This window comes from Stenotrophomonas maltophilia group sp. RNC7 (assembly GCF_030910085.1).
GTDB lineage: Bacteria > Pseudomonadota > Gammaproteobacteria > Xanthomonadales > Xanthomonadaceae > Stenotrophomonas > Stenotrophomonas sepilia.
The window spans coordinates 1-329 of record NZ_JAVFVN010000344.1 but is presented as its reverse complement, the minus strand read 5'-3'; the positions used below and the strand labels follow the sequence as shown (position 1 = coordinate 329).

1 protein-coding gene is annotated in these 329 nt (G+C 33.1%); it reads right to left on the bottom strand.

The genetic code is table 11. The features are described from left to right. Positions 1–329 (bottom strand): hypothetical protein (locus RCF13_RS05420; protein WP_308140944.1); only part of this gene is annotated, 329 nt, incomplete at both ends.

Sequence of the window (329 nt, the reverse complement as noted above, 5' to 3'; positions counted from 1 at the left end):
TACTACTTGCCATATTTTATGTTCTCCAACACCAAATTTAAGCTCCATATTTTCAGTTTCTAATAGTACTCTTTTAGTTCCTATTACCTTTTGTGTTCCATCAACATTAAAGGCATACTCATTAATTTCTGACAGGTACTGAACCTTTCCAATTGGATTTAACGTAACTTTTGATGAATCAGTAACCTGATAAGTAGCAGCTCCTTCATCATTTCTAATTCCTGTACCAACTAAACTAAAACCTGCTATTGGCTTTTCTTGTGCATATGTAGTAAAGCCAAATGTTTTTGTATGCGTTGCGCCTTGAATATCTTTGATACTAATTGTTA